Genomic DNA, 23,385 nt, shown 5'->3' with positions numbered 1-23,385 from the left:
TGATCTACAAAACTGTTCGAATATTGCGCGATCCTGCGCCGGATACATTCCTTGGCCGCAAAACCTGCGAACCCTTCCCGAGCGAAGACGATAAGTAGCCCTTTAGTCCTGATCGCAACGATGCCTTCTCACTGGAGTTTCCATGCCGCAGCGTTCGGCTATCCCCGTTTTTCAAAAGGTGATGAGCACCGGGGATGAGCGCGCCAGAAACATACTTCGCGATTTGCATGCCGCCGAGGAGGAGTTGCTCGGCAGAACCGTTGTGATGACCGACGGCAAGGCTGGCGCGATAAATGGTATCGAGCTCGATGGCGTGCACGGGCTTCGCATATCGATCAGTGGACATCACGGCCATTGGCCGATTTCCACTATAAGATACATCCAGGGCTGAGTCCGTAGTTGCAGGCAGCTGCCCCGGTTTCGACGAGGCTCTCCTGCCTCTGGCGCACCGCACACATCAGTTGCTGGCCGATCGGCGCTCAGTGGGAGCTCAACTAGGTGTCGGCTGCGAGTGTAGACCGGAAAGCGGATTGCGACGCTCTAGACCCGCCGATTTTGACCCAAGGCCGACGCGGGTGGCCGGTTATGGTGGAAACTCTGCGATTGTTGCAGGCAAGGTCCTGTGACACGCAGTCCCGATTTTCATGATTTCAGTCCGGAGGTCGCCCGCGTGGCTCGCCCTGATGGGAGCGGGCTATTACGAGGAGGCGCGGGCCTGGCGAGACTTCGGCAGCATGTGGGCCTCCAACTACCCGGGCATGGGGGCCTTGACGGTGTCCTCGTCGTTCGGTGGGGACCTCTTGCGGCGTCGGTTGAGCACCGGTCCGGAGGACGATGACCCCGTCAAATGCGCCGGGCGCCATTCGCACGCCCATCAACCGGCCCGCCCGCTCGGTGCCGTGGTCGTCGTACCCGGTGCTCCGCACTCGCGGAGGCGCTGAATGCGCTTTCCCCGCGAGAACGCACTATCGTTGAAGCCCGCTACATGGCGGAAGAGCAAAGCACGCTTGACGATCTTGCTCACGCCTTCGGGATTTCTCGTGAGGTATCCGCCAGATCGAGCAGCGTGCGTTGAAGCGCATCAAGACCATGCTGTGCGCACGCCTTCCGGATCTTGAGGCTGCTTCAGCAAGCGCGTACTAGAAGCAGAATACGAAAAACCGCTGACCGGCTGCTGATGGATCGCTCAGCAGCCGGTGCAGATGTCAGGCACAATAGCCTCCGCCGAAAACTCACGATCCTTGCGGCCATCGGGCTTTCTTCTTGCAGGCTTGCCCAAAGGCTGGCCGCTTTAATTGCTGACAATCTGCCTGACGGCGGCGTCGGGGCTTCGCACTGCTCTCGGCGAATCTGTCTCTTTCGCATGCAGCGAAATCATCATCCCGAGCAGAGCAGCAAGCACCACCAACGTCCGCATTCTTGGTTACCTCCTTTCGACCACGCTCCAACCTGCCGCGCAGAGATGTTCTGCAGCCGAGAAAAGACCTGTCGTCGGGCTCCGCGATTGCGGTGCAGCACGTTTGGGGGATTGACGTCCCGCGCTGCCTCTGCAATTTTTTGCAGGACGCGAATAATTTTGCAAGTGGGCTTATCCTCGGTGGTAATGCAACCCGACAGGCCGGCGGCGATCGATGGCGAAGCTTCGCTCGCGACGCGCGCGGCATGGCTCTATTTCGCCGCCGGCCTGACCCAGTCGGAGGTCGCCGACCGCCTCAATATCCAAAGCACGAAGGCACACCGGCTGATCGCGCGAGCGAGCCGCGAGGGCATGATCCGCGTCTTCGTGGAGGGGCCGGTCGCCGAATGCGTAGCACTGGAGAACGCTCTCACCGAACGCTACGGACTCTCGTTCTGCCGCGTGGCACCCGACCTCGGCGAGGGGGAACTGCCGCTGAAGGCGCTGGCACTCGAGGGCGCGAGCTTCCTGCGGCAGAGTCTCGAGCGCGGCGAGCACAAGGTGATCGGTGTCGGCCATGGCCGGACGCTTGCGGCCGTCGTCGAACAGCTACCCCAGACCCCGGCGCGTGGCGTGCAGTTCGTATCGCTGCTGGGCGGGCTGACGCGGAAATTCGCCGCCAATCCCTTCGACGTCATTCATCGTCTCGCCGAGAGAACCGGCGCTGAGGCCTATCTTCTGCCGGTTCCGGTGTTTGCCAATTCCGCCGCCGACCGTGCGGTGCTGATGCAGCAATTCGGCATTGCGGAGGTCTTCGCGCTCGCACGCAAGGCCTCGCTACTGTTCGTCGGCATCGGCCAGATCCACGCCGAGGGCTTTCTGGTGTCGAGCGGCATGATCAAGCCGGACGAAGTGGTCGAACTGAAGCGCGCCGGCGCCTGCGCCGATCTGCTCGGACACTTCTTCAATGCAGACGGCGAGATGCTCGACATCGACCTCTCGGCGCGCGCCACCTCGATGCAGGCGGCCGATTTGAGGAAACACCGCATTGTCGCCATTGGTGGCGGATTAGCCAAGGTCACGGCCCTGCGTGCCGTGCTGCGCAGCCGCCTGCTGCACGGACTCATCATCGATGAAGCCACCGCGCAGGCACTCGCTACCGACAAACCGGAGGCAACATCCGGCAAAACCAAGAACAAGGGTCGGAAGGGATAGTAAACGCGCAACTATGGGAGGTTACAATGCACGATCGCGAGAAGAACCTGTTCGATTCCTACGCCGCCAAACGCATCAGCCGGCGTGATCTGCTCGACGGAGCCGCCAAGCTCGGCATCGCCGGCGTCGCCGCCAACGCAGCCTTCGCCTCCGCCATGTCGCGGGCGATGGCCGCGGACTTCAACTGGAAGGCCCATAGCGGCAAGACCATCAAGCTGTTGCTAAACAAGCATCCTTACGTCGATGCGATGATCGCAGACCTTGATGCCTTCAAGAATCTGACGGGAATGAACGTCACCTATGACATTTTCCCGGAGGATGTGTATTTCGACAAGGTGACGGCCGCGTTGTCGTCGAAATCGGACCAGTACGATGCCTTCATGACCGGGGCCTACATGACCTGGACCTACGGTCCGGCCGGTTGGATCGAGGATCTCAATGCGTACATCAAAGATCCTGCCAAGACCAATCCGGCCTTTGCTTGGGACGACGTGTTGCCGAATTTGCGCGCATCGACCGCATGGGACGGCGTTGCGGGGTCTGAACTCGGCTCAGGCAAAGCCAAGCAGTGGTGCATTCCCTGGGGCTACGAACTCAACAACATCACCTATAATCGCGACATCTTCGACAAGGTCGGCGTCAAGCCGCCGAAGAACCTCGATGAGATGCTCGATGTCGCCGCGAAGATCACCAAGGACGCGGGTGGGCCTTACGGCATAGGCGTACGCGGCTCGCGGTCCTGGGCGACCATCCATCCTGGATTCCTCTCGGCCTATTCGAACTTTGGCCAGAAGGACTTCGTGATGGAAGGCGGCAAGCTGAAGGCCGCGATGAACACCAAGGCCTCAAAGGATTTTCATGAGAAATGGGTCAAGATGATCCAAACCTCGGGCCCGAAGAATTGGTCGACCTACACCTGGTACCAGGTCGGCACCGATCTCGGCGCCGGTGCCTCGGGCATGATCTTCGACGCTGACATCCTCGGCTACTTCATGAACGGCGGCGACAACAAGGAGAAAGGTCATCTCGGCTACGCGCCCTTCGCCGCGAACCCGGCAGCGAAGGCGCCGACCCCGAATGTCTGGATCTGGTCGCTGGCTCTTTCCAGCTTCTCCAAGCAGAAGGACGCCGGGTGGCTATTCATGCAATGGGCGGCATCGACCGAGCACGACCTGTTCGGCGCCAGAAAGATGGATTTCGTCAACCCGGTGCGCGCCTCGGTATGGAAGGACCAGGAGTTCCGCGACAGGATCGCGAAATCCTATCCCGGATATCTCGAGCAATTCGACGTCTCGTCTCCAGGTGCGAAGATCTACTTCACGGCGCAGCCGTTGTTCTTCGACCTGACGACAGAATGGGCCGCGTCCCTGCAGAAGATGGTGGCCAAGGAAATCAGTGTCGATGAAGGTCTCGACAAGCTCGCCGACAGCATCAATCGACAGCTGAAACAAGCCGGACTTGGGTGAAAGGTCTTAGTTGAAAGAGACTTGGTCGACGCCTTTCGTGGTGCCCTTATTCCTCCGCGCCACGACGACCCGCCGGTTCGGAGCAACTACCCGATCCGGGCCGGCGGTGTTGCAGGAACGATGTGATTCCGTATCATCATGAGCATGGTTCAACTCCTTCAGTCTTCCGCGCTCCCACGTCGCACCACGAGATTGCGCGGACGCATGCTGCCATATCTGCTGAGCCTGCCGGCGCTGCTCGTGTGCATCGCCATCCTGGTGCCCTTCGTGACGGCGGCGGTCTATTCGCTCCAGCGCTATCGGCTGAACCTGCCTTATCTGCGCGGCTTCATAGGGGTCGACAATTACATCGACTTCCTCTCCGACCCGGCCTTCTGGAACACGCTGCGCATTTCGCTCGTCTATACCGCTTCGACGGTAGTGCTCGAGCTCTTGCTCGGCCTTGGGATCGCGTTGCTCTTGCGGCGGCCGACACGGTTCCACAATGCGGTGTCGATCGTGCTCCTGCTGCCGCTGATGACGGCGCCCGCCATTGCCGCGCTCATGTGGAAGCTGATGACCAATCCGGGATTCGGCATTCTGTCCTATTTGATCGGCCTGTTCGGCGTGCATGACTTCAAATGGGCGTCCGATCCGTCGACTGCGCTATTCACGGTGGTCCTGGTCGATGTTTGGGTCTACACGCCCTTCATCATGATCCTGCTGCTGGCGGGCTTGCGCTCGCTGCCGCGCCAGCCGTTCGAGGCGGCCGCGCTCGACGGCGTGCCGACGAGCTTTGTGTTTTTCCGCATTACGCTGCCGATGCTCGCGCCCTATATCATCACTGCCTCGCTGTTCCGTCTGCTCGATTCTATCCAGCAATTCGACATCATCTACGCCATGACCCAGGGCGGGCCCGGCGACCGGCTGATGGTCTTTCAGGTTCAGGCCTATCTCGAATTCTTCCAGTACACCAACGTCGGGCGCTCGGCCGCGCTGCTGATGATCCTGTGGCTGATCACCAACATTCTCTCGAACATCTTCATCAAGAACTGGTTGCGGCTGCGCGCACGCGCCCATGGTCATGCGTAGAGCGCGGGAGGCGGTGATGGATCACTCCAGTCTCGCAGGTCGAATCTTCCGCGGTGTCGCGCTGGCGCTTGTGCTGGTGTTCTTCATGTTCCCGATCGTCTGGATATTGCTGATGTCGTTCCAGACCAACGAGCAAATCCTGCGAATTCCACCGCATATTCTGTTCGAGCCGACGCTTGCCAACTATGAGGCGCTGATCTCGGGCCAGCTCCGGACCGCTGCCGGCAATCTTGAGATTTCCTTCATGCGCAACCTGATGAACAGTTTTGTGCTGTCGAGCGCGGCAGTGTTGCTGGCCTTGCTGCTCGGTGTGCCGGCGGCCTATGCCTTCGCGCGGTTCAAGTTCCGCCTAGGCGAGAGCATCGCTTTCACGCTGCTGTCGTTCCGATTCGCGCCGCCTCTGCTCGTGCTGCTGCCGCTGTCGCTCTATTATCAGGAGCTTGGCCTCAATGACACCTATTTCGGCATCGTGTGGGTCTATCAGCTCATCGCGCTTCCCTTGATCCTGTGGATCGTGCGCGGTTATTTCGAGGACATCAGTCCGGACATTGAGCACGCCTATCGTCTCGCCGGCCACACCTGGCGTGAGGCTTTTACGCGCATTGCGGTGCCGCTCGCCGGGCCCGGTATCGCGGCTGCCGGTCTGCTGTCCTTCATCTTCTGCTGGAACAATTTTGTTTTCGCGCTGATCCTGGCGTCTGCCGATAAGCAGCCGGTGACGGTAGGTGCGCTGGCCTTCGTCACGGCATCCGGCATTCAGTACGGCCAGATCGCGGCCGCGATCGTGCTCTCGGTGACGCCGACGCTGCTGCTTGCGCTCTATGCGCAGCGCTATCTGGTCGAGGGGCTCTCGCTTGGCGCGGTGAAAGGCTGACAGATGGCGCGCCTCGAACTCGATTCGGTCGGTAAGGCATTCGGCGCGGTCCATTGCGCCGATGGTCTGTCGCTCGTCGTCGAACCCGGCGAGATCGTCGCGGTGTTTGGGCCCTCGGGCGGCGGCAAGACCGTGCTGCTTCGCATGATCGCGGGCATGTTCGAACCCGATGACGGAGATATCCTGGTTGGCGGACGCTCGATCGTCGGCGCGCCGCCGGAGCAGCGCGGCGTCGGCATGGCGTTCCAGAACTTCGCGCTCTTCCCGCATATGAGCGCGCAGGAGAATATCGCGAGCGGCCTTCGGGCGAAGGTCGGGAGTGGTGAGGTCGCCTCGAGGGTCACCTCGATTAGCCGGCTTCTGAAGATAGAGCACGTGCTCGGCCATATGCCCCGCGAATTGTCGAACGGACAGAAGCAGCGCACTGCGCTTGCGCGCGCGCTGATCGGTAATCCGGAAGTGCTGCTGCTTGACGATCCCTTGCGCAACGTCGACGCCAAGCTGCGCTACGAGATGCGGCTGGAGCTGCCGAGCCTGTTGCGCCGGAGCTCGGCCGCGGTGCTCTACGTCACCCAGGACTATCGCGAGGCGATGGCGATCGCCGACCGCATTGCGGTCCTGATCAACGGCCGGCTCGTCCAGGTCGGGCGTCCGGAAGAGATCTATGCCAGGCCGGCCTCGGTTGCGGTGGCGCGCCTGTTCGGCGATCCCAGCATCAACCTCGCCGAGGTGACGCCGCAAGCCGTACAGGGCGCGCTATGCGCCGAGATCGCCGGGACGCGTGTCCTGCTGGAGTCCGACGAGCGGACACCGGTCGATCATGGCGTGTGCTGGCTCGGCGTTCGCCCCGACGATCTCGTCATCGCCCGGGACTTCGGCGAAGGCGCGATTCCGGCGCGGATCGTTGCGATCACGCCGATGCATGAACGGGCCGTGTTGCTGTTGCGTTTTGCCGACGGCACCGAATGGCTCGCCGCTTTGCCACCTGACGCGATGGTCGGCAGCGCGGAAGATAGTGTCTTCGTCCGCTTTGCGCCGGATGCGGCGCTTCTGTTCGATCGCGCGACCGGATTGCGTATTGGGCCGCAACAACGGCGGCAGGCCGCGTGAGGGGAGCGGACGATCATGGCAATGCTCGAAATCCGGAATGTCGACAAGGTCTATCGCAGCCGCGGCAAGCCGCCCGTACATGCGGTCCGCGCGCTCGACATGGCGGTGACGAAGGGCGAGATCGTCGGGTTGCTGGGCTCCTCGGGTTGCGGCAAGACCTCGACCCTGCGGATGATCGCGGGCTTCGAGAGCGTGACGTCGGGCGAGATCGCGCTGTCGCAGCGGCGGATCGACGAGCTGCCGCCGGCGAAGCGAAAAGTGGCGATGGCCTTCGAAGGCTATTCGCTCTATCCGCCGCTGACGGTGCGTGAGAACGTCGCCTTTGCGCTGAAAGCCCAGCAGTTCTCGCGCAGCGAAATATCGCGCCGAGTCGAAGCGATCGCTCGACTGATCGAGATCGAGGACATCCTGGACAGCTTTCCGCGCGCGATCTCCGGCGGGCAGCAGCAGCGCGTCTCGCTGGCACGCGCCCTGGTGCGCGATGCCGACCTCTATCTGCTCGATGAACCGATGGGACAGCTCGAGCCGCAGCTTCGCGCGGTGCTACGCGGGCGGATCAAGAGCCTCTTGGCAGAGCGCGGCATGACGGCGATCTTCGTCACTCATGACCAGACCGAGGCCAGCGCACTCGCCGATCGCATCGCCGTCATGGAGGAAGGCGTCCTTCAGCAGTTCGCAAGCGAGAAGGAATTGAAGAACCGCCCGGCCAATCTGTTCGTCGCAAGCTTCATCGGGGAGCCGCCGATGAACGTGCTGGAGACGGAAGTCGCAGTCGGCGATGGTGGCTTCCGCCTGTCGGCCGGCGCCGATATCGTATTCCATATCCCGGGCGATACGCTCAGTCGGGCCGCCCGGCTTGCACTCGAGCCTGGCAAGCGGGTCCGGGTCGGTATCCGCCCGCAGAAGGTCGCGGTCGGAACGGGCGACATACGCGTGCGCGTCGTGTCCAATCAGTGGCTCGGTGATCAGTCGCACATCGCCGGGGAGTGCGCCGGCAAGCTCCTGATTGCCGTGACGCCGAACCGGATCGCAGCGCGGCCAGGCGAGGTCATCCCGTTCGCACTGGAGCCGCGCCACCTCCACATCTTCGGAGCCGACGGCACCTGCATTCGCCATGCGGAGGGCGGCTGATCATGCAGACCTCGCTGCAGCGGGACGTGATCATCGGGATCGATGCCGGCACGTCTCTGATCAAGGCCGTGGCGTTCTCGTACGACGGGCGGCACCTGGGCGATTTCTCTCTGCCCAATACATACATGACCTCGCCGGGCGGCCATGTCGAGCAGGACATGTCGCGGACCTGGACCGACACGGTCGCCGCCTTGCGCGGGCTGGTGGCGGCCGTACCTGATATTTCCCAGCGCCTTGCTGCCGTCGGGGTCACGGGGCAGGGAGATGGCACCTGGCTGATCGACGATGACGGCCGTCCGGTCGCGCCGGCGCTGCTATGGCTGGATTCCCGCGCTGCCAGCCTCGTCGAAGGAATCCGCTCGAGCGAACGCAACGCCGCGCTCTATCGACGCACGGGATCGGGACTCAACGCCTGCCAGCAGGGGCCGCAGCTTGCCTGGTTGCAGGCGCACGCACCCGAGGCTCTGTCGCGCGCAAAGACGGCTTTTCATTGCAAGGATTGGCTCTACTTCCTGCTCACCCGTCGGCGTGCGACCGATCCGTCGGAGGCGACCTTCACCAGCGGCGATTTCCGCAAGCGCCATTTTGATGCGGAGACGGCGCGTATCATCGGCATCGCCGACTGCGCGGCCCTTTTTCCCGAGGTCGTCGACGGGGTCACGACGACGCATCCACTTTGTGCCGCCGCTGCAATGGAGACCGGACTGCCTGAGGGCGTGCCGGTCTCGCTTGGCTATGTCGACGTCGTCTGCAATGCGCTCGGCGCGGGCCTCTACGATCCATCGCCCGATATCGGCTGCACCATCATCGGGTCCACCGGCATGCACATGCGTCTCGTCACCAGCGCTGACGCGGTCACGCTGAATGCGGAGGCGACCGGCTATACCATGCCGTTCCCGGTCGCCGGGCATTACACCCAGATGCAGTCGAACATGGCGGCAACGCTGAACATCGATTGGCTGCTCGATCTTGCGCGCGATCTTTTGGCCTCCGAGAACATCGTGCGCTCGCGTGCCGATCTGATCCGCCATCTGGACGAGAAGGTCCTGGAGGCAAAGGCCGGCGAGCTCCTGTTTCATCCCTTCATCTCCGATGCGGGCGAACGCGGGCCGTTCGTCGCGCATGAGGCCTGCGCGCAACTGATCGGTCTTCGGACGCGACACGGCTATTGGGACCTGATGCGCGCCGTGATGGAAGGGCTCGCCTTCGCCGCGCGCGATTGTTATTCCGCGATGGGGACGTTGCCGGGCGAGGTCCGGATCACCGGCGGCGCCGCGCGCAGCCGCGCGCTTGGGTCCATCCTTGGGGCTGCGCTAGAATGCAATGTGCGCGTCTGCTGCCGCGGCGAAGCCGGGGCTGCTGGGGCTGCGATGATCGCGGCCATCGCGACCGGACTGTATCCGGATATGAGGGCCTGCGCGGAGGACTGGGTGAGACCGTATTTGAACGAACCACAAACGCCGGATCCGGCGTTGGCCGCGCGCTATGCAAAGATTTTCCCAGCTTATGTGGAGGCCAGGCTCGCGGCGCAGCCGGTCTGGAAGCAGCTCGCGGCACTGCGTGCGGGAGCCGGTCATGTCTAGTTCCATCGCCATCGTCGGTGATCGCTTCATGCTGCCGTCGGTATTCGCCGAGAAGATCACGGCTGCCTGCGGCAACGGCGTCGACATCCGTCGTCTGGAGCAGCCCTGGCCGGATCAGCCGATGGAGCACGGCTATGCCGGCTCGACGCTCGATGGGCTGAAGGAGTTCATGGGCGACCCGGACGAGGTTGCCGACTTCATCGGTGATTCGGCGCTGCTTGTGACGCATCTCGCCCCGATCACGCGATCGATGCTGGAGCGTTTGCCGAACCTGAAATTCGTTGCGGTCTCGCGCGGCGGTCCCGTCAATGTCGACATGCAGGCCACGCGCGACCACGGAGTGATGGTCGTCAACACGCCCGGCCGCAACGCGAGCGCGGTGGCTGAATTCACCATCGGTGCCATCCTCGCCGAGACGCGCCTGATCCGCAGCGGGCACGAATCCATGCGCGGTGGCGAATGGCGCGGCGATCTCTATCGCGCCGATCGCACCGGCCGCGAGCTCGGCGAGATGACGGTCGGCATCGTCGGCTATGGCGCAATCGGCACCCGCGTGGTGAAGCTGCTCAAGGCCTTCGGCTGCAAGATTCTGGTCGCCGATCCCTACGTTCAGCTCAGCGCGCAGGACCGCAATGACGGTGTTGAGCATGTTGCCCTGGCGGATCTGCTGGCGCGCGCCGATGTCATCAGCCTGCATGCGCGCGTCACCAGTGAGACGACGGGCTTCATCGATCGCACGGCACTCGCGCAAGCCAAACCAGGCGCCTTACTGATCAACACGGCGCGCGGCCCGCTGGTCGACTACGTGGCGCTCTATGAAGCCCTGTCCTCGGGACGTCTTGGCGGCGCCATGCTCGATACCTTTGCAGTCGAACCTGTGCCGCCGGACTGGCCGCTGCTACAACTGCCGAACGTCACGCTGACGCCGCACATCGCTGGCGCCTCCTTGCGCACCGTCACCATTGCTGCCGATCAGGCCGCGGAAGAGGTTCGCCGGTATCTCGCCGGTGAGCCGCCGCTCAACCCTTGCTGAAGACGAAAGGTGTTTCGACATGACTCGTGAGGAGCGACAGTTGCGCGAAGCGATAATCGCCAAGTGCCGGTGGATGAACGCCTCGGGCCTGAACCAGGGAACGTCGGGCAATATCTCGGCCCGCTACAAGGACTGGATGCTGATCACGCCATCGGCGACGCCCTATGACGCCATGAAGCCGGAGATGATTGCTTCGATGCCGCTCGAAGGCGAGCACGGCTCCTGGGAAGGACCGCTGCAGCCCTCCACCGAATGGCGCTTTCATCTCGATATCATGCGTGGTCGGCCGGATGTTGGCGGTGTCGTCCATACCCATTCGACCTATGCCACCGTGCTTGCGATCGCGCGCAAGCCGATTCCGGCCTGCCACTACATGATGGCAGCGTTCGGCGGCAACGACATCCGCTGCGCGGGCTACGCACGCTACGGTACCGCGGAGCTGTCCGAACTCGCCCTGCAAGCGCTGGAAGGTCGCAACGGTTGTCTGCTCGCCAATCACGGCATGATCGCGGTTGGCGCCAATCTGGACAAGGCGATGTGGCTCGCGGTCGAGCTCGAGACTATCGCGCGTCAATATTATCTCTCGCTCGCGCTCGGCGCGCCCCACATCCTGAGCGAGTCGGAGATCGCCGATACCGCGAAGGGATTTTCCACCTACGGATTGCAGCAGCCCAAGAGCAAGCCGGCGAAGCGCGAAGCCGTGAAGGGGAAGGCTGCCAAGGCGCGCGTCGCGGCTGCAGGACGAGCGTCCGAGAAGAAGCGCAGCAGCAGAAAATGACCGTGACGGTGCCGGGCCCGGCTCGAGATCACGGGCTGGTCGACATTGCCATCATCGGCGGCGGCATCAATGGTGCCGGCATCGCCCGCGACGCGGCCGGCCGCGGACTGAGGGTCCTGTTGTGCGAGAAGGACGATTTTGCCGAAGGCACCTCGTCGCGCTCCGGAAAGCTCGTGCACGGCGGCTTGCGCTACCTCGAATATTACGAATTTCGCCTGGTCCGCGAGGCCCTGATCGAACGGGAGGTCCTGCTTGCGTCGGCGCCGCACATCATCTGGCCGATGCGCTTCGTGCTGCCCCACTCGCCGGAGCAGCGGTCCGCATGGCTGATTCGCACCGGTCTGTTTCTCTACGATCATCTCGGCGGCCGTAAGCGCCTGGCGGCAAGCCGCGGCCTCGATCTGTCGCACGCACCGGAGGGGGCGCCATTGCGCGCCGAATTCAGGCGAGCCTTTGAATATTCGGACTGCTGGGTCGATGATGCCCGGTTGGTGATATTGAACCTCATCGATGCCGCACGGAACGGCGCCACGATCCTGCCGCGCACCCGCGCCGTGCAGGCGCGGCGCGAAGATGGCATGTGGCTGCTTGAGGTGCAGAGCGATGACGGCAGGACGCAGGTGGTGCGCTCTCGTGCGCTGGTCAATGCGGCAGGCCCCTGGGTTCGGGATGTGCTCCAGGGGATCGTGGGGCTGAACTCCGCGCACAACGTGCGGCTCGTCAAGGGCAGCCACATTGTGGTGCCGAAATTCTGGAGCGGGCCGCAGGCTTATCTGCTGCAGAATGCGGACGGTCGCGTGATCTTCGTCAACCCCTACGAGGACGATCTAGCGCTGATTGGCACCACCGACATTCCGTACCGAGGCAAGGCCGAGGACGTCACGATCGACAAGGGCGAGACCGACTATCTGTTGCAGGTGCTGGGTCGGTACTTCCGAACGCCGCCGCAGGAGAGCGAGATTGTGCACGCGTTTTCCGGCGTCCGACCGCTCTACGACGACAGTGCCGAAAATCCCTCCGCGGTGACGCGCGACTATGTCTTCGAGGTGCACGGTGCCCATGATGCGCCGCCGCTGCTGTCCATCTTCGGCGGTAAGATCACGACCTACAGAAAGCTGGCGGAGCAGGCGCTGCAGCGCCTCGTGCCCTGGTTTCCGGCAATGTCGTCGGCCTGGACGGCGGACCGACCGCTGCCGGGTGGCGACATCGGTGGCAGCTTCGATGATTTCCTCGGTGGTCTTGCGCGCGACTATCCCGATCTTCCGCGCAGGCTGATTCATCACTATGCGCGCCTCTATGGGACGCGCGCACGCGACCTGCTCGGATCGACCCGTATCGCGGCTGATCTTGGCCGGCACTTCGGCGGCGATTTCTATGAGCGAGAAGCAAATTGGCTCCGCGAAACGGAATGGGCGCGCCGGGCCGCCGATTTCTTGGATAGGCGCACCAAGCACGGCCTACATTTGACGCCTGCGCAGAGGGACGCGTTTGAGAGCTGCATCTAGAGATGGTATGAAGAGGCGGGAACACGTGGGCGCACGTGTGACTTCCGGGGGGACGTTCTTGCCATCTATTGTGTCGTAGTCGCCGAAGCTCGTGAACGGTACGGGACGGCGGGCAGTTCTTGAAGTCGACCGAAAGCCTTTGGCCTCGAGCTTTTGAGCGCGCTTCTTGGTTGCGTCCATAAGGCATTCTCCATCGCACCAGCACGATCTCACACCCACCCGCGGCGTTCCGGACGATGGGGCGGGATAGTCACGATGGATGCTCGGCATGCTTGGCAGATTTCCCACGCGGCTGTTCAGCGCTCCAATCGGAGGATGGCATCAACGTTTTTTGGTCACCGAGTAGAGATTGCACATCGTTACATCTCGGGAGACGTGGGAGCTAGGGCGCACGAGAGAAGAGGGCTGATGCTGGACGAGGTCCGAGATGTCGCTCTGAACCGCGAGTTGCGAGATTTCACTAGCCGCCAAGCTGCAAGACGAAAAAGTGAGCCGTAGACAGATAGTTTATTGCGCGGGCGAATTCGACTGGACATGCGCTTTCTTGCCAAAGGAGCTGCTTTCCGATTCGCATCGCGCCTCCGATATCGCAAAACACCTCATAATCGCAGCCGGGCGCGATCCGGAGATCGGCTTGATCGAAGTAATCTCAACTGCGCGCTCGCGAGGTCGTGTTGCCGTTCGACTTGAAACCAAACGAGCTCGGTCTCGTCAACGTACATCCAATTGATCGGAAATGTCGGATCGAATCCAAATGACCTCTTGCCTTAATGTTCGTCGAGCTGAGCAACTTTGCGCCCTGGTGCTCATCCTTCGCGTTGACACGTCGCGGCAAATACATAGGCTGCGCATCACCACGTACGAGACCAGCGCGTCATTGAGACCGCGGAGAAGGGCAGCAATCCATCATGGTTTCGCAATCGGCTTTGCCGCGTCGCACCCTTGGCCGGACCGGACTTGAAGTTTCCATCCTCGGCTTCGGAACCGCGCCACTGGGCGATCTCTTTCTCGAGCTCGACGACCAGACCGCGATCGCCGCTGCAAGCCGTGCCTTCGAGCTCGGCATCAATTTGCTCGACACGTCGCCGCACTATGGCAATGGTCTGTCGGAACATCGCTGCGGAACGGCGCTGCGGCGTGTGCAGCGCAAGGATGTGGTGCTTTGCACCAAGACGGGTCGCTGGATGGATCCCTTTCACGAGCCCGAGACTCGGTCCGGGTTTGTCGGCGGCCAGCCGCACCGGGCCGTTGTCGATTATTCCTACGACGGCACCATGCGCTCGGTCGAGCAATCGCTGTTGCGGCTTGGCACTGACCGTATCGACCTGTTGCTGATCCATGATGTCGATGTGTGGACCCACGGCAAGAACGCGATCGAAGATCGCTTTCGCGAGGCGATGTCAGGGGCCTATGTAGCGCTCGACAAGCTTCGTTCCGAAGGTGTCCTGGCGGGCATTGGGATCGGCGTCAATGAAGCCGAAATGTGCGTGCGCTTTGCGCAAGCCGGATCCTTCGAGGTGATGCTACTCGCCGGACGCTATTCGCTGCTGGAGCAGCCGGCACTCGAGGAGTTCATGCCGCTGGCGCTGAAGCAGGGCATCGCGGTGCTGCTCGGCGGAGTGTTCAATTCGGGGATTCTGGCGACGGGCGCCATCAAGGGCGCCAAGTACAATTATCAGGATGCGCCGCCGCACATCCTTTCGAAGGTCGTCGAAATCCAGCAGATCTGCGCAGCTCATGGAGTACCGCTGCCGACGGCCGCTCTGCATTTCGCGCTTGGTCATCCCGCTGTCGCGAGCGTAGTGCTCGGGGCGCATAACGCGCAGGAGGTCGAGCGCAACTTGGCAGCGCTGACCGCCTCAGTGCCAGCCGCACTCTGGAGCGATCTCAAGGCAGCGCGCCTGCTGGACACAGAAGCGCCTGTTCCTGGGTAGAGCGGAGGATATGCTAAGGATCGAAGCCGACAATCAGATCACCTCGCTCCGCGCTGGAGATGCAACGACGGTTGATCTCATCAAGTGGCTCAGCGGTGGGCCAGCGGCGAAACACTGACTTTCGGTCTTTTAGGTGCTTGCACACACCACTCAAGCGGGTGCGGCCGCAGAGATCAGCCCCAGCAGAAGGTGTCGATCGTGTAGTCCGGAAAGACGCCCATTCGCTGAAACAACGCCGTCAGATCGGCGGTGCTTTTGAGTATACCCGAGAGCACCAGCGTAGTCGCAAGCCCCACCCGACGCCCACCGACGATGTCATGCTCCAGGCTGTCGCCGACGCAGACGACACGTGCACGGTCTGGTCTGCCTGCAAATTCGAGCGAGGTCTCGAAGATTTCCGCGTTGGGTTTGCCGATCCGGATGACAGCGCCTCCCAGTTTCTCATAGAGATTAGCCAACTCGCCGGCTCCGAAGCGCGGACCGACAGCCGTCAGCATAACCTTGTCGGGATTCGTACAGAAACATGCTATGCCTCGCGCGGCCGCCGGAGCGAGCAGCGCACGATAATGGTCGAGATCATAACGGTCACCCTCGCTGCCCGAAATGAGGACCAGTTCGGCATCGCCACCGCTATCAGTCAACGTGAGGGGCAAGCTTTCGACTGCGGAGCAATCAGCGTCGCGGCTGATCAGCAGACATTTCGTACCTGGTCGCAATCTCCCCGCCGTTATCATGTCAGCGAAGGAGCGCCACGCTACCTCGCCGGAGGAAACGAAGTGGTCCCAGCTTCCCGCATCAAAGCCAAGTTTCAACAAGCGGGCTTCGTTCGGCGCAGCGCGTTTGCCGGAATTCGAAACCAGTATAATGGTCTTGCCCGCGCGCTTCAGTGCAGAGAGAGCGTGCACAGCGCCGGGGTAGGCCCGCCGACCATCATGCAGCACCCCGAACTGATCGAGCAGGAAAACGTCGTATCGTTCGGCGAGCGGGCTGATCCCGTTAAGGTGTTGGATGTGCATCGCGCTACAGCAGTCCCGCCTGGCGCGCACCGATCAGCGCGAGCCTTGCGACGCCGGCAGCCGCCTCGTCCGAGAGTGGCGGCAGCATCGCGACCCCTAGCTTACGCTGCCGGATCCTGGTCCAGGCTGGATTCGCAGCCCCACCGCCAACACTCCTGAGCGACGTCAGCGGGGGCGCACCAAGCTCGGCCAGGCGTTTATAACCGAGTGCCTCGATCTTCGCGATGCCCTCAAGCATTGCTTTCAGATGATCGGCATCGGCTGCCGGTCGCGGCCCCATTCTTGGCTGAAATTCAGGATCTGCGATCGGAAAGCGCTCGCCAGCCGCGGCAAGCGGGTAGTAGTCGAGGCCAGTATCGGTCTCAGGTTCGATCGTGGCGCTCAGTTCGACGATGCGTTGAACTGCAAACTGCTGGGCCAACACCCTGCCTCCGGAATTCGAGGCACCACCTGCGAGCCAGGCGTCACCCAGCCGATGACTGTAGATCCCATAGCGCGGGGCCGAAATCGGCCGATCCGAGAGGATCTTGATAGTCAGCGAGGATCCCAACGCTGTGACGCCGTCTCCAATCTGTGCAGCGCCTGTCGCCAGAAAGGACGCGCAGCCATCGGTCGTGCCCGCAACTACGACCGCTTGGCGTGGCAGGCCGAACTGATCGGCCGCACTTGTCGTGATCGGGCCAACGACCGAGCCAGGTCTCGTTACGCGCGGCAGCAGTTCCATCCGCATGCCGGTTGCGGCGATCCAGTCCGGCCACCGACCGCCCTCGGCATCGTAGCCGGTCTTAAGCGCGTTGTTTTCATCGCTGGTGTCAAAGCGACCTGAGAAATGTCCAGCTATCCAGTCTGCCTGATGCAGAACCGCTGCTGCCCCGGGCAGATCCTGGAACGACAACGCCTTGGCCAACCCCGATGTCGCCCCGTGCGCAGCGCTGGCCTCCGGCGCCTCGCGGGCAATCGTGTTCAAGATGCCGCCATCGGTAACGCGGTCGTTGTACATCAACGGTTCGGCGAGGGGGCGGCCGGCGTTGTCGACGGCCAGCACTGTGCCGGACGTACCGTCGACGGCTAAGGAACACGCCTCCGCGCGATCGCAGCGCGACAGCAGCTCCGTTAGAGCTGTGGAGACGGCCGTCCACCAGATTGTGGGGTCACGTGCATTTTCGCCAAATCGGTCCAGGGAAACGGCAGAATGCGCGGCAATAGAGAAGTCCGCACGCATTGCGACGGCGCGCGCACCGGAGGTGCCGATGTCTATGCCTATCGCAAGTGGTGTCATGCTGCCGGCCTCAAGCCGCGCCGTTGAGTTTCTGGCGATATTGTTCGGCGTCCCAGTTGACCAACTCGTTCGTCTCGACCTCAGTCAGGTAGTTAAGCGAAGCTGCCGGATCGATCCTCGCTGTCACATCGGCGAGGCACCGTTGCAGGGCATGGGCGCTCGCACCTGCATCGCCGTGCATGAGGACGCCGATTCCGGGAAATAAGATTGACATGGGCGCGACGCGACACCGCTCGACGACACGAGCTACATCCTCACCAGGGTTCGCCACGACCGATCCTGGGCCGAGGAAGATGACGTGGTCGGGGTAGAGGCTGCCTGCCTGCGCAATACGTAAGCTCTCCGGATCGATCGCGGTCGCATGCGCTTCGATATCTGTTGGTAGGCAATAGTCACTGTCGCCCGCGAGCGCACGCAAGGCGTCGAGGTCCGGGTCTCGTGCTCGGCGAGCCGGTCGCGTCAGCAAAGTGGTGATACGACGAAGCAAAACCTCGGCTTCGGCGACGGTCTCCGCCGCAACGACCAGCCCGTGATTGCCAAGGATCAGAACATCGATGCCCGGCCGCAGCAGCTCGGCAATGGCCAGGGCAAGCGGCAGTCCTGGCCTGAAATAGGGAACGAATGCCCATCGATGATCTCCCAGCCGCTTTGCCACTTCGGCTTCGCAATTAGCCTGCACGGCGAGCGAAATGGTCTGGACGCAGTGCACGTGCAAAACCACACGATGCGGCATCAGAGCATGCACCGTGGTCTCAATCGATGGGCGCAATCCACGCGGGTTGAGCGCCTCGTCAGTGAACGCCTGCGGCTCGTCGGCGGCCTGGTCGCGCCTTTGCACGGCGCTCAAGAGCGGCGACATCGTCACGGGCACCATGATGTCCTCGGCGACCGCGTCCTTCAACCAGGTGCCGGAAGCTTTGATCCATAGCGTATCGCCGGTCTTCAGCGATGTGTTTCCTCCCGCCGCCTGGATCAGATCAGGGTTGTGGCCAATTCTCGCGGAGAGCGAACGAAGGTCGGACAGTTCTTGCGCATTTACAGCGCTCGTCATTGCGCATTCCTCCGCTAGTTCGCCCGCACATCGCGGCCTACCAGGCCATCTACCGGCAGGATTGTTGCACCCTTTATTGCAGGTGCGAGCGAGTTCAGTCAAGAATGATCTAGATTAATCAATTAGGCTTGCAATTCCGCCTGTTATGAGTAACTTACATCAAACAATGGACCAAACGGCCTTGGGGAGGAAAACTGTTGAGCGACGCCGGCCGCCAACGCCAGATCGTCGAGCTGTTGCGGGATCGCCCTTTCGCTTCAGTGCGCGAGTTGCAGGAGCGGTTGGGCGTTTCGGCCGCAACTGTCAGGCGCGACATCGACAAGATCGATGAGGCCGGCGAAGCCCGGAAAGTCTATGGCGGTGTCTCGGCGCTCGATGGCGCCTCGCAGGCCGGCATCGCCTATGCCCGACCCTACGATGAGAATCGCGACCTCGCCGTCGAAGCCAAGCGACAGATCGCTGCTGTGGCGGCGACGATGGTGCGCGACGGCGACGCAGTAATCGTGCATGGCGGCTCCACCTGTTTCCATCTCGGCGTGAAGCTCGCCGACCGCAACATCCGCCTGTTCACCAATTCCATGCCACTCGCTGCCTATCTCAGCGACCACGGTCACTGCAGCCTGACCGTTGCCGGCGGCGAATTGCATCGCGAGCCGGGCATCATCCATTCAATGAATCAAGCCGCGCCGTTCTACGCCTCCAAATTTTTTCTAGGCGCACAGGGCCTCGGTCCTGCGGGGGTGCTGGAATCGCATCCGCTGCTGGTTCGCTCCATCGTCGACCTCAGCCTGTGTGCTGACCAGATTGTGGTGCTGGCCGACAGCCGCAAATTGTCGATCCACGCGCGCAATGTCGCGCTGCCGTTGTCGCGGATCGGCACCCTCGTCACCGATGACGGCCTTTCCGAAGTTGACGCGCGCATGCTGGAAGACGCCGGCGTCGCGGTACGGATCGCCCCGACCTCGGGAGTTGTGCCATGAACGTGGCGGTGCTCGACTTCGGAAAGACGAATTCGAAGCTGCTCGTCTTCCGTCAGGATGGGAGCGTTCTCCAGGAGATGCGGACCAAGCCTAACTGGATACGCCAGGGCGGCTTTCGCGTGCTTGATGACGCGGCGCTCTACGACTGGGCGGTTGGCGCCATAGAGGACGCCGTCGAGCGCCACGGCGTGGAAGGATTGATGGTCTCGGGCCACGGCTGCACCTTCGCTCTGGCAGGCGAGGGCGGCCTGACCCATCCTATCCTGGACTACGAGCAGGAGCCTCCGGTTGAGATTGCTGCGCAAATCGATCGGCGGATTCCGGAGTTCAGCGAGACATTTTCGCCGCGACTGCCGCTCGGCTTCAACTACGGCCGCCACATGCTTTGGCTGAAAGCGGTCGATCCGCGGGCCTTCACCGCCGCCACCTATATCCTGGGTTATCCGCAATATTGGACCTGGCGATTCGGCGGCCGACCGGTTTCGGAAGTCTCGTATCTCGGCTGCCACTCACATCTTTGGGCTCCACGCAGGCGCGATTTTTCATCCCTGGTGGAGGCGGAAGGCTGGCGCCCTCAGATGCCTGAATTTGCGCGGGCAGGCGCCGTTATCGGCGATCGGTGCTTCGGCAGCGCCAGAAAGAATCTCACCATCCACAACGGCGTGCACGACAGCAATGCAGCGCTCTATGCCTACCGGCGTCAGCAACTCGGAGCTTTCACGGTCGTATCGACTGGCACCTGGGTGGTCGTGCTCAATCCGGAGTGCCCCCTGAATGCGCTAGATCCCGACCGCGATATGCTGGTCAATGTCGACGTCGACGGCGGCCCGGTACCGACCATCCGCTTTATGGGAGGGCGCGAGTTCGAAACGATCAGCGGCGGGTGGCAAGGGGCGATCGCACATGCCGCGGTTCAACAGGCGATCGAGTCCGGAATCATGGCTCTCCCGAGTTTCGCTCCGGGTGGTCCGATGCCCGATCACCATGGAGAATTTCTCGGGTGCGCACCCGGCTCCGAGGAGCGGGCGGCCGCCGCGCTGCTCTACGTCGCGCTGATGACCGATGTTTCGCTCGATCTCATCCATTCCGACAAGACCGTCATCATCGACGGGGGGCTTAACACTGGTGGCCTGCTCGCGAGCGTGCTGGCGGCCTTGCGTCCCGACCAGGATTTCCTGCAGGGCGCGATGCTGGAAGGCAGCGCGACAGGCGCGGCCGCGCTCGCATTCGAAAGCGTGGGGCGCAGTTTTCCTGCCGCGGCGCCCGAACCGGTCCGCGCCGCGCACTTCGCTGGATTGGCGGGTTATCGCGACGACTGGCGCGGTCTTGTGTTCGATCGCAGCGCCGCCAGCAAGGCAGCGGGAGGCGTCCAGTGAACGCGACTGCCGAAATCGCGGTTCGGCGCCGCCCCGTGCTGGAGATGCGCCACATTTCGAAGACGTTCGGCGCGATACGCGCCCTGCAGGATGTTTCACTCGACGCTCATGCTGGCGAACTGCACGCGCTGATGGGCGAAAACGGCGCTGGCAAGTCAACGCTGATGAAGGTGTTGTCGGGCGCCTATCGGCCAGATCCCGGCGGCGAGATCCTGATCGACGGCACGCCATTGGCCACCGGCAATCCCATCACGTCGCGCACACAAGGAATCTCCGTCATCTATCAGGAGCTTTCGCTGGCGCCCAACCTGACGGTCGCACAGAACATCTTCCTCGGCAACGAGCCGAGACGCTTTGGCGTGGTCGATCGCGACCGGCGTGATCGGCGAGCCCAGGAGATTATAGAACGGCTCGGCGTCTCGTTTTCGGCACGCGATCTTGTGTCCAGCCTTTCGCTTGGCGAACGCCAACTCGTCGAGATTGCCCGGGCGTTGTCGACCAGCGCTCGCATTATCGTCATGGATGAGCCGACCACGTCGCTGACCTCGCGCGAGACCGATCGGCTGTTCGAGGTGATTGCGACGCTGAAATTGCAAGGCATAGCGATCATCTACATCAGCCACCGCATGGAAGAGGTCTACCGGCTTGCTGATCGAGCCAGTGTGCTGCGTGACAGCGGCTATGTCGGCACGCTCGATCGCACGGACCTGAACGCCTCGCGCCTTGTCTCGATGATGGTCGGTCGTGAGCTCTCCGCGTTCTACAAGAAGGATCATCGTCCGCCCGATGCAGCGCGTGCGGTCGCACTGTCGGTGCGCGGCATGTCCGATGGCAACCTGCTGAAGGATTGTTCTTTCGACCTGCACAAGGGAGAGGTGCTTGCTCTGGCGGGCCTGGTCGGCTCTGGGCGCACCGAGCTCGCGCGCTTGATCTTCGGTGCCGATCGGCGCATCGCCGGAACGCTGCAGCTCGATGGCAAGCCGATCACCATCGGGTCGCCCCGCGAGGCACTCGATGCCGGCATCGCCTATCTCACCGAGGACCGCAAGGAGCTCGGCCTCTTTCTCGACATGCGGGTCTCGGACAACATCAACATGGGAGTGTTGGCAAGGGATGCGCGACCAGGCGGCTTTCGCGATTTCGCCGCTGGCGAGAGGCGAGCGGCCAATGCCATCACGAATCTCTCCATCCGCACCGCGTCCACGCGGGTCAACGCCGGTTCGCTTTCGGGCGGTAATCAACAGAAGGTACTGCTCGCTCGCCTGCTGGAGACCGAGCCGCGTGTCATCATCCTTGATGAGCCAACCCGCGGTGTCGACGTCGGCGCGAAGTCGGAGATCTACCGGCTGATCGACAGCTTGGCCAACAGGGGCGTGGCGATCCTGATGATCTCCAGCGAGTTGCCGGAGGTCGTTGGCATCGCCGATCGCGTATTGGTTATGCGCGACGGTGCGATCGCCGGGGAGGTGACCGCATCGGCGGGCGAGCCGCTCAGCCAGGAAGCGATCATGGAACTTGCAACGGGAGCGCCACAGCGATGACCGAAAGGGCGATCGGGATGACTGGCACAGTGGCCCAGACCTCAGTCGGCAGTCGTCGGCTGCGCACCGCATTCACTGCGCTCGGCATGTTGCCAGTCCTGCTTCTGTTGGCTGCGGCGTTCCAACTTATCAACCCGCGCTTCCTCACGGGAACCAATTTTCTGATCGTGACGCAGCAATCGTCGATCAACATCGTGCTAGCAGCGGGCATGACCTTCGTCATCCTGACCGGTGGCATCGACCTGTCGGTCGGCTCCATCCTTGCAGCCTCCGCGATGACGGCGGTTCTCGTCTCTCTGATACCGGAGTGGGGCATGCTGGGTGTATTGGCAGCCGTTCTGGTCGGCCTCGGCTTCGGGTTCATCAATGGGCTTTTCGTCGCCTATCTCCGGCTGCCACCCTTTATCGTCACGCTGGGTTCGCTCACCGCGGTACGCGGCGTCGCACGCCTACTCGGGAACGATACGACGGTGTTCAACCCCGACCTACCATTCGCGGACATCGGCAACGGCTCGTTCTTCGGTATTCCCTGGCTCGTAATCATTGCGCTCACAGTCGTGATTTTGTCATGGCTGGTGCTCAAGTGCACGGTACTTGGGACGTGGATTTACGCAGTCGGCGGTAACGTCGAGGCCGCGCGCCTCACCGGCATCAAGGTGCCGCTCGTGCTGATCTTCGTTTACTGCGTTTCCGGTCTACTTGCCGGACTTGGCGGCGCCATGTCTGCCGCCAGGCTCTATGCCGCCAACGGCTTGCAACTCGGGCAATCTTACGAGCTCGACGCCATCGCGGCGGTCATTCTCGGCGGCACAAGCTTCGTCGGCGGCATCGGCTCGATCTGGGGCACGTTGATCGGCGGCCTGATCATTGCGGTGCTGTCCAACGGCCTCATCTTGGCCGGCGTCTCCGACATCTGGCAGTACATCATCAAGGGACTGGTCATTGTGATCGCGGTCGCCCTCGACCGCTACAGGCTCCAGGGAGGAGCAAGAACGTGACTGAACGTAGCCGCCGGCAACGAACCGGCTTGTGTAACGCGCCGTGAG

Annotated in this window: 20 protein-coding genes; 17 read left to right on the top strand and 3 right to left on the bottom strand. The window is 62.5% G+C overall.

Annotated elements, in window-relative coordinates:
- Positions 1 to 142 precede the first annotated feature (142 nt).
- From BM374_RS39245 to BM374_RS36040, 13 genes are all read left to right on the top strand, one after another.
- Positions 143 to 391: a PRC-barrel domain containing protein gene (locus BM374_RS39245; protein ID WP_502689492.1), complete on the top strand. Its 249-nt coding sequence runs from the start codon at positions 143 to 145 to the stop codon at positions 389 to 391.
- Positions 392 to 847: 456 nt separating this feature from the next.
- The gene (locus BM374_RS40400; protein WP_092303537.1) at positions 848 to 1,075 is read left to right on the top strand and encodes a sigma factor-like helix-turn-helix DNA-binding protein; all 228 of its coding nucleotides are present in this window, start codon (positions 848 to 850) and stop codon (positions 1,073 to 1,075) included.
- Positions 1,076 to 1,603: 528 nt separating this feature from the next.
- Positions 1,604 to 2,611: a sugar-binding transcriptional regulator gene (locus BM374_RS36095; protein ID WP_092303535.1), complete on the top strand. Its 1,008-nt coding sequence runs from the start codon at positions 1,604 to 1,606 to the stop codon at positions 2,609 to 2,611.
- 26 nt (positions 2,612 to 2,637) lie between these two features.
- Entirely contained in the window at positions 2,638 to 4,077 is a 1,440-nt protein-coding gene (locus BM374_RS36090; RefSeq protein ID WP_092303533.1) for an extracellular solute-binding protein, read from the top strand.
- A gap of 144 nt (positions 4,078 to 4,221) precedes the next feature.
- On the top strand, positions 4,222 to 5,148 hold the full coding sequence (locus tag BM374_RS36085; protein ID WP_177248780.1) for a carbohydrate ABC transporter permease: 927 nt from the start codon (positions 4,222 to 4,224) through the stop codon (positions 5,146 to 5,148).
- A gap of 16 nt (positions 5,149 to 5,164) precedes the next feature.
- Positions 5,165 to 6,022: a carbohydrate ABC transporter permease gene (locus BM374_RS36080; RefSeq protein ID WP_092303549.1), complete on the top strand. Its 858-nt coding sequence runs from the start codon at positions 5,165 to 5,167 to the stop codon at positions 6,020 to 6,022.
- 3 nt (positions 6,023 to 6,025) lie between these two features.
- On the top strand, positions 6,026 to 7,132 hold the full coding sequence (locus tag BM374_RS36075) for an ABC transporter ATP-binding protein (RefSeq protein WP_092303529.1): 1,107 nt from the start codon (positions 6,026 to 6,028) through the stop codon (positions 7,130 to 7,132).
- Positions 7,133 to 7,153: 21 nt separating this feature from the next.
- The gene (locus BM374_RS36070; protein ID WP_092303547.1) at positions 7,154 to 8,263 is read left to right on the top strand and encodes an ABC transporter ATP-binding protein; all 1,110 of its coding nucleotides are present in this window, start codon (positions 7,154 to 7,156) and stop codon (positions 8,261 to 8,263) included.
- 2 nt (positions 8,264 to 8,265) lie between these two features.
- A complete protein-coding gene (locus tag BM374_RS36065) occupies positions 8,266 to 9,846 on the top strand; it encodes an FGGY-family carbohydrate kinase (protein WP_092303527.1) in 1,581 nt (526 codons plus the stop codon).
- Positions 9,839 to 10,879: a 2-hydroxyacid dehydrogenase gene (locus tag BM374_RS36060; RefSeq protein WP_092303525.1), complete on the top strand. Its 1,041-nt coding sequence runs from the start codon at positions 9,839 to 9,841 to the stop codon at positions 10,877 to 10,879. The genes BM374_RS36065 and BM374_RS36060 overlap by 8 nt, the downstream gene beginning before the upstream one ends.
- A 19-nt stretch (positions 10,880 to 10,898) precedes the next feature.
- Entirely contained in the window at positions 10,899 to 11,657 is a 759-nt protein-coding gene (locus BM374_RS36055; protein ID WP_092303523.1) for a class II aldolase/adducin family protein, read from the top strand.
- A complete protein-coding gene (locus tag BM374_RS36050) occupies positions 11,654 to 13,162 on the top strand; it encodes a glycerol-3-phosphate dehydrogenase (protein ID WP_092303521.1) in 1,509 nt (502 codons plus the stop codon). The genes BM374_RS36055 and BM374_RS36050 overlap by 4 nt, the downstream gene beginning before the upstream one ends.
- Before the next feature lie 908 nt (positions 13,163 to 14,070).
- Positions 14,071 to 15,096: an aldo/keto reductase gene (locus BM374_RS36040; protein WP_092303519.1), complete on the top strand. Its 1,026-nt coding sequence runs from the start codon at positions 14,071 to 14,073 to the stop codon at positions 15,094 to 15,096.
- A gap of 173 nt (positions 15,097 to 15,269) precedes the next feature.
- Here the strand turns inward: BM374_RS36040 and BM374_RS36035 are convergent, their stop codons facing one another.
- Genes BM374_RS36035 through BM374_RS36025 form a run of 3 tightly spaced genes read right to left on the bottom strand, consistent with a single transcriptional unit; the run spans position 15,270 to position 18,442 of the window.
- Positions 15,270 to 16,112, bottom strand: a complete 843-nt coding sequence (locus BM374_RS36035; protein ID WP_092303517.1) for a TIGR01459 family HAD-type hydrolase — start codon at positions 16,110 to 16,112, stop codon at positions 15,270 to 15,272.
- A gap of 4 nt (positions 16,113 to 16,116) precedes the next feature.
- Entirely contained in the window at positions 16,117 to 17,391 is a 1,275-nt protein-coding gene (locus BM374_RS36030) for an FGGY-family carbohydrate kinase (protein ID WP_092303514.1), read from the bottom strand.
- 10 nt (positions 17,392 to 17,401) lie between these two features.
- Positions 17,402 to 18,442: a class II aldolase/adducin family protein gene (locus BM374_RS36025; RefSeq protein WP_092303512.1), complete on the bottom strand. Its 1,041-nt coding sequence runs from the start codon at positions 18,440 to 18,442 to the stop codon at positions 17,402 to 17,404.
- 197 nt (positions 18,443 to 18,639) lie between these two features.
- On the opposite strand from BM374_RS36025, the gene BM374_RS36020 reads away from it, so the two are divergent.
- Genes BM374_RS36020 through BM374_RS36005 form a run of 4 tightly spaced genes read left to right on the top strand, consistent with a single transcriptional unit; the run spans position 18,640 to position 23,337 of the window.
- On the top strand, positions 18,640 to 19,422 hold the full coding sequence (locus tag BM374_RS36020) for a DeoR/GlpR family DNA-binding transcription regulator (protein WP_092303510.1): 783 nt from the start codon (positions 18,640 to 18,642) through the stop codon (positions 19,420 to 19,422).
- Positions 19,419 to 20,798: an FGGY-family carbohydrate kinase gene (locus BM374_RS36015; RefSeq protein WP_092303508.1), complete on the top strand. Its 1,380-nt coding sequence runs from the start codon at positions 19,419 to 19,421 to the stop codon at positions 20,796 to 20,798. Before BM374_RS36020 ends, BM374_RS36015 begins: the two co-directional genes overlap by 4 nt.
- Positions 20,799 to 20,842: 44 nt before the next feature.
- Entirely contained in the window at positions 20,843 to 22,339 is a 1,497-nt protein-coding gene (locus BM374_RS36010) for a sugar ABC transporter ATP-binding protein (RefSeq protein WP_177248779.1), read from the top strand.
- Between the two features lie 17 nt (positions 22,340 to 22,356).
- Positions 22,357 to 23,337, top strand: a complete 981-nt coding sequence (locus BM374_RS36005) for an ABC transporter permease subunit (RefSeq protein ID WP_502689490.1) — start codon at positions 22,357 to 22,359, stop codon at positions 23,335 to 23,337.
- The last annotated feature ends 48 nt before the right edge of the window (positions 23,338 to 23,385 follow it).

This window comes from Bradyrhizobium sp. Ghvi, assembly GCF_900115265.1.
In the GTDB taxonomy this organism is placed as follows: Bacteria; Pseudomonadota; Alphaproteobacteria; order Rhizobiales; family Xanthobacteraceae; genus Bradyrhizobium.
The sequence above is the reverse complement of the archived record's forward strand: the minus strand, read 5'-3'. Positions and strand labels throughout refer to the sequence as shown.

What these genes read in the sequence shown, in the direction of transcription:
- BM374_RS36085 (WP_177248780.1), top strand. Translation starts at nt 4,222, where the DNA reads ATGGTTCAACTCCTTCAGTCTTCCGCGCTCCCACGTCGCACCACGAGA.
- BM374_RS36025 (WP_092303512.1), bottom strand. Translation starts at nt 18,442, where the DNA reads ATGACGAGCGCTGTAAATGCGCAAGAACTGTCCGACCTTCGTTCGCTC.
- BM374_RS36065 (WP_092303527.1), top strand. Translation starts at nt 8,266, where the DNA reads ATGCAGACCTCGCTGCAGCGGGACGTGATCATCGGGATCGATGCCGGC.
- BM374_RS36010 (WP_177248779.1), top strand. Translation starts at nt 20,843, where the DNA reads ATGCGCCACATTTCGAAGACGTTCGGCGCGATACGCGCCCTGCAGGAT.
- BM374_RS36075 (WP_092303529.1), top strand. Translation starts at nt 6,026, where the DNA reads ATGGCGCGCCTCGAACTCGATTCGGTCGGTAAGGCATTCGGCGCGGTC.
- BM374_RS39245 (WP_502689492.1), top strand. Translation starts at nt 143, where the DNA reads ATGCCGCAGCGTTCGGCTATCCCCGTTTTTCAAAAGGTGATGAGCACC.
- BM374_RS36095 (WP_092303535.1), top strand. Translation starts at nt 1,604, where the DNA reads ATGCAACCCGACAGGCCGGCGGCGATCGATGGCGAAGCTTCGCTCGCG.
- BM374_RS36060 (WP_092303525.1), top strand. Translation starts at nt 9,839, where the DNA reads ATGTCTAGTTCCATCGCCATCGTCGGTGATCGCTTCATGCTGCCGTCG.
- BM374_RS36035 (WP_092303517.1), bottom strand. Translation starts at nt 16,112, where the DNA reads ATGCACATCCAACACCTTAACGGGATCAGCCCGCTCGCCGAACGATAC.
- BM374_RS36050 (WP_092303521.1), top strand. Translation starts at nt 11,654, where the DNA reads ATGACCGTGACGGTGCCGGGCCCGGCTCGAGATCACGGGCTGGTCGAC.
- BM374_RS40400 (WP_092303537.1), top strand. Translation starts at nt 848, where the DNA reads ATGCGCCGGGCGCCATTCGCACGCCCATCAACCGGCCCGCCCGCTCGG.
- BM374_RS36090 (WP_092303533.1), top strand. Translation starts at nt 2,638, where the DNA reads ATGCACGATCGCGAGAAGAACCTGTTCGATTCCTACGCCGCCAAACGC.
- BM374_RS36040 (WP_092303519.1), top strand. Translation starts at nt 14,071, where the DNA reads ATGGTTTCGCAATCGGCTTTGCCGCGTCGCACCCTTGGCCGGACCGGA.
- BM374_RS36080 (WP_092303549.1), top strand. Translation starts at nt 5,165, where the DNA reads ATGGATCACTCCAGTCTCGCAGGTCGAATCTTCCGCGGTGTCGCGCTG.
- BM374_RS36055 (WP_092303523.1), top strand. Translation starts at nt 10,899, where the DNA reads ATGACTCGTGAGGAGCGACAGTTGCGCGAAGCGATAATCGCCAAGTGC.
- BM374_RS36030 (WP_092303514.1), bottom strand. Translation starts at nt 17,391, where the DNA reads ATGACACCACTTGCGATAGGCATAGACATCGGCACCTCCGGTGCGCGC.
- BM374_RS36015 (WP_092303508.1), top strand. Translation starts at nt 19,419, where the DNA reads ATGAACGTGGCGGTGCTCGACTTCGGAAAGACGAATTCGAAGCTGCTC.
- BM374_RS36005 (WP_502689490.1), top strand. Translation starts at nt 22,357, where the DNA reads ATGACTGGCACAGTGGCCCAGACCTCAGTCGGCAGTCGTCGGCTGCGC.
- BM374_RS36070 (WP_092303547.1), top strand. Translation starts at nt 7,154, where the DNA reads ATGCTCGAAATCCGGAATGTCGACAAGGTCTATCGCAGCCGCGGCAAG.